Source organism: Dietzia sp. DQ11-44 (assembly GCF_014145205.1).
Taxonomy (GTDB): domain Bacteria; phylum Actinomycetota; class Actinomycetes; order Mycobacteriales; family Mycobacteriaceae; genus Dietzia; species Dietzia natronolimnaea.
On sequence record NZ_JAALEC010000246.1, the window covers coordinates 1 to 4235 of the forward strand.

Below are 4235 nucleotides of genomic sequence, written 5' to 3' on the forward strand. Positions count from 1 at the left end.
CACGGGCGCGGCCCCGGTCTCCGCACACCAGGGACAGCAGGGCGTCCGCGCGGCGTTCGGGCACCGGATAGTTCGACATGTCCGCCCCCTCGGCGTCGGCGCGGGCCTGCGCTGATTCCGCGGGGGTGTCCGGGGCGGGGTTGGCGAACTCTGCGGCGCGCTGGTCGATGGCCTCTGCCAGCACAGCGGCCTCGTCGGAGGCCAGGGTGGCCCACAGGTTGGTCATGCCGTCGGCGCCCTTGCGGATGTGGACTCCGCGTCCGCGGGCGGCGGCGTCTCTTCGTTCGCGGATCCCGTTGGCGTCGTAGCGGGCGATGATCGCGTCGACGGAGTCGCGCACCGACCGGGCGCCCGGACGCTCGCCGGCCTCGATGGCGGCGAGGTAGTCCTCCACGACCTCCTGCTGAACCCGTGACAGGACGGCCGGATCGACCGTGGCCATCTGACGGGCCAACAACTCGGCTGCGCGCTGTTCCATCCGACCGGCCGAGAGCGCCTCCATGACGGCCGGGTAGCGCTCGGTCAGGTCCGCGGCGAGGCTGATCATGGCGGCGGCGCGGCCAGAGGAGATGGGCATCGACGCCACGACGTAGCCGGTGCACACGTCGAACGGGTCGACCACCGCATGCCCGGGCGGGGAGCCGTCCCCCGCCCCGGCCTCGTCCTGGCGCACGCACTCGCGGAACATCTCGTAACACGCGGCCAGGCGGGCCCCGGCGGCGCGATTCTCCGCCACCCAGGTGTCGCGGGCGGAATCGGACAACCTCCCGAGCGGGGACGGGTGACCAGAACGACCGACCCCACTTGTCGCGCCACCAGCCGTCTCGTCCACGCCCTCACCTCCACCCGTACGCCCACTCGTACGTCGCCGTCACATTGTATCGAACTAGTGTTCTAGTATACGCACACACTTTCGAATGGGCAAGGGGGGGACATCCACAGGCCTCCCCCGCCCCGGTCGTCCGAGTAACCTGGGACCATGACCTCGCCCGAATCCGCCGAATACTGCTGCATCGCCGGCGCGAACGGGCCGCTCACCCAGGCCGAGGCCGAAGCCGCGGCGGCCCGGTTCAAGGCCCTGGCCGACCCCATGCGCCTCCGCCTGCTCTCGCACATCGCGGCGGCGGAGTGCGATGACGTCTGCGTGTGCACCCTCACCGAACCGCTGGGGATCTCCCAGCCCACCGTGAGTCATCACATGAAGAAGCTGGTCGAGGCGGGACTCGTCACCCGCGAACAACGCGGCCGGATGGCGCACTACAGCATCGTCCCGGAGGCGTTCTCCCAGATCCGCGACATCGTCGACGTCCGAGGTCTCCGCCTCGCCTGAGGACTGTTCAGCCTGAGGACCGTTCAGCCCGAGGACCGTTCAGGGCGACGCCGCCTCCCTGGTCGCACCACCCGAACTCGGAGCACCGGGGGCGGTCGCGGGCGTCATGCCGACGATCTCCGGAAGGGCCTGGCGGACCCGGGCGTCGATGTCGTCACGGATGGAGCGGACGCGGTCGAGATCCTGGCCTGCGGGGTCCGAGACATCCCAGTCCAGGTACCGCTTGCCCGGATAGACGGCGCAGGCGTCCCCGCACCCCATGGAGATCACCACGTCGGCGGCCGCCACCACGTCGTCGGTGAGCGGCTTGGGGTATTCCGAGGTCAGGTCGAGTCCGACCTCGGCCATGGCCGCCCGGCAGTTCTCGTCGATCCCGGACGCCGGGAGCGAGCCTGCGGACCGGACGTGGACCCGCCCCTCCGACCGGTCCGCCATGAGAGCCGCGGCCATCTGGGAGCGCCCCGAGTTCTGGACGCAGATGAAGAGCACCTCGGGGACGTCCTTGGCGACCCGCCCCTCCGCCTGCGCGAGAGCCTTGAGCCGGTCGGTCGCGAAGCGGCGGGACAGCGACGGCAGATGGGCGGTGACCCGCGCGGTCCGACGCAACGCGGCATAGGACTCGAACACCACGCGCTCGACGGTCTGCGGACTGAACACGCCCTCGTAGTGCCGGGCCAGCTCGCGGGCGTCACGCTGGAGTTGCGTCTGAGGCATGAGCAGTTCGGGGAGAGGAGCGTCGTGCACGGATCGGGACATGTCGGCCTCCAAGCCTCGTATCGACATCCATCAATATAGATGCCCATCGATGCTTTCGGAAGCCCGGCCGGGGGGATTCGCCCGGGACCGACCCGCGCTCAGTGCCCGGCGCCGAGCCTGCCCGAGAGCTTGTCGAGCCGCTCCCTGCTGGCACCGTCGAGTCCGATCACCGTGAGGGTCTTGCCCTTGGCCGCATACTTCTGCTGCACGGCGTCGAGCGTGGCGACGGTCGAGGCGTCCCAGATGTCGGCGTCGGTGAGATCGAGCACCACGTGCTCGGGGTCGCCGGAGTAGTCGAACCGGTACACGAGGTCGTTGCTCGAGGCCCAGAACAGCTCGCCCGTGACCCGGTAGGTGCGGGTGTCGACCGCCCCGTCGTGGTCCGTGTCGAGCTCGGCGACCTTCTCGATGGTCGTCATGTGCGCGACCCGGCGCGCGAACATGATCATCGCCGTGACCACCCCCAGGATCACGCCGATCGCGAGGTTGTGGGTCCACACCGTCGCCGCCACGGTGACGACCATGACGAGGGTCTCCGACAGCGGCATCAGCCGCAGTGTCCGGGGATGGATCGAGTGCCAGTCCATGGTCCCCACCGAGACCATGATCATCACCGCGACCAGTGCGGCCATCGGGATCAGTCCGACGACGTCGCCCAGGACGACGACGAGGACCAGCAGGAACACGCCGGCGAGCAGGGTGGACAGCCGCGTCCGTGCGCCCGAGGCCTTGACGTTGATCATCGTCTGCCCGATCATCGCGCAGCCGCCCATCCCGCCGAAGAAACCGGTGACGAGATTGGCGACGCCCTGACCCCAGCCCTCACGCGTCTTGTCGGAGTGCGTCTCCGTGATGTCGTCGACCAACTTGGCCGTCATCAGCGACTCCATGAGCCCCACGAGCGCCATGGCGAGCGCGTAGGGGGCGATGACCTGCAGCGTCTCCAGGGTGAGCGGCACGTCCGGCAGCAGGAGGGTCGGCAGCGACCCGGGCAACTCGCCCTGGTCGTGCACGTTGGGGACCGACCATCCCACCCACACCACCACGATCGTCAGTGCCACGATCGCGATCAGGGGCGCGGGGATCACCGTGGTGAGCCTGGGAAAGAACACGAGGACGAGCAGCCCCACCGCCACCAGCGGGTACACCAGCCACGGCACGCCCACCAGGTGCGGGATCTGGGCGGAGAAGATGAGGATCGCGAGCGCGTTGACGAATCCGACCATCACCGAGCGTGGGATGAACCGCATCAGCCTCGCGACCCCGAACACGCTCAGCAGCACCTGCAGCACCCCGGCCAGGAGGACCGTGGCGATGAGGTGGTCCAGTCCGTGCTCGAGCACGACCGGCGCCACGACGAGCGCGATCGCTCCCGTGGCCGCCGAGATCATCGCCGGGCGTCCTCCGGTGAAGGCGATCGTGACCGCCATGGTGAAGGACGCGAACAGACCGACCCGGGGGTCGACGCCCGCGAGGATGGAGAACGAGATCGCCTCCGGGATGAGCGCGAGGGCCACCACGAGGCCGGCGAGGACCTCGGTCCGCAGCCGGGCGGGGGAGGAGAACGCGGCGCGGAACGAGGGCAGCACGCCGGTCGGGAACTCGGTGCTCACGGATCACCTACAGTCGGGGTCAGGACTCTCACACGGCGTGAGAGTAGAAAGCTACCGTAACGGGAGAGTTGTGGGCGGGCCAAGTCGCGGCGAGCAGACCATGAAGATCGGCGAGGTCGCCGAGCGCACCGCGCTGTCGATCCGGAGCCTGCGGCACTACGACGAACTCGGTCTGGTCAGCCCCTCCGCGCACTCCCCGGGCGGGTTCCGCCTCTACACGCCGGGGGACGTCGAGCGGCTCCTGCTCATCCGCCGGATGAAGCCCCTGGGGTTCAGCCTGGAACGCATGCGCGACTTCTGCCGGGCCCTGGACCGCCGAGCCGACGACCCGGCGGGATCGGCCGCGCTGATCGCCGAGATCGAGGCTGAGGCCACCGAACGGCTCGAGCGACTGCGGACCCACCTGGGCTACGCGGAGGAGTTCGTCGAGATCGTCGCGCGCCTCAGGGCCTGATCACCGGCCGAGAGCTGCGGCCACGGCCGCCTTCGCCCACTGACCGACCCCGATGAGGGTCGCCGAGGCCGCGCCGCACCAG

General features: G+C 69.8%; 5 protein-coding genes. 2 read left to right on the forward strand and 3 right to left on the reverse strand.

Going from position 1 to position 4235, the window contains the following annotated elements; genetic code table 11:
* The coding region (locus G6018_RS07055; RefSeq protein WP_187700945.1) for a DUF222 domain-containing protein at positions 1 to 763 on the reverse strand (763 nt) is incomplete at its 3' end.
* A 216-nt stretch (positions 764 to 979) separates the two neighbouring features.
* Between G6018_RS07055 and G6018_RS07060 the strand changes: the two genes are divergently transcribed.
* Positions 980 to 1330 (forward strand): metalloregulator ArsR/SmtB family transcription factor, encoded by a 351-nt coding sequence (locus G6018_RS07060; protein WP_179523627.1) that lies wholly within the window; start codon positions 980 to 982, stop codon positions 1328 to 1330.
* 39 nt (positions 1331 to 1369) lie between these two features.
* Here the strand turns inward: G6018_RS07060 and G6018_RS07065 are convergent, their stop codons facing one another.
* Both G6018_RS07065 and G6018_RS07070 read right to left on the reverse strand, forming a co-directional pair.
* On the reverse strand, positions 1370 to 2086 hold the full coding sequence (locus tag G6018_RS07065) for an arsenate reductase ArsC (RefSeq protein WP_182639251.1): 717 nt from the start codon (positions 2084 to 2086) through the stop codon (positions 1370 to 1372).
* A 98-nt stretch (positions 2087 to 2184) separates the two neighbouring features.
* On the reverse strand, positions 2185 to 3699 hold the full coding sequence (locus G6018_RS07070) for a SulP family inorganic anion transporter (protein ID WP_182639252.1): 1515 nt from the start codon (positions 3697 to 3699) through the stop codon (positions 2185 to 2187).
* A gap of 100 nt (positions 3700 to 3799) precedes the next feature.
* Here G6018_RS07070 and G6018_RS07075 point away from each other — a divergent pair, with 100 nt between their 5' ends.
* The gene (locus G6018_RS07075; RefSeq protein ID WP_179523629.1) at positions 3800 to 4153 is read left to right on the forward strand and encodes a MerR family transcriptional regulator; all 354 of its coding nucleotides are present in this window, start codon (positions 3800 to 3802) and stop codon (positions 4151 to 4153) included.
* Positions 4154 to 4235 lie beyond the last annotated feature (82 nt).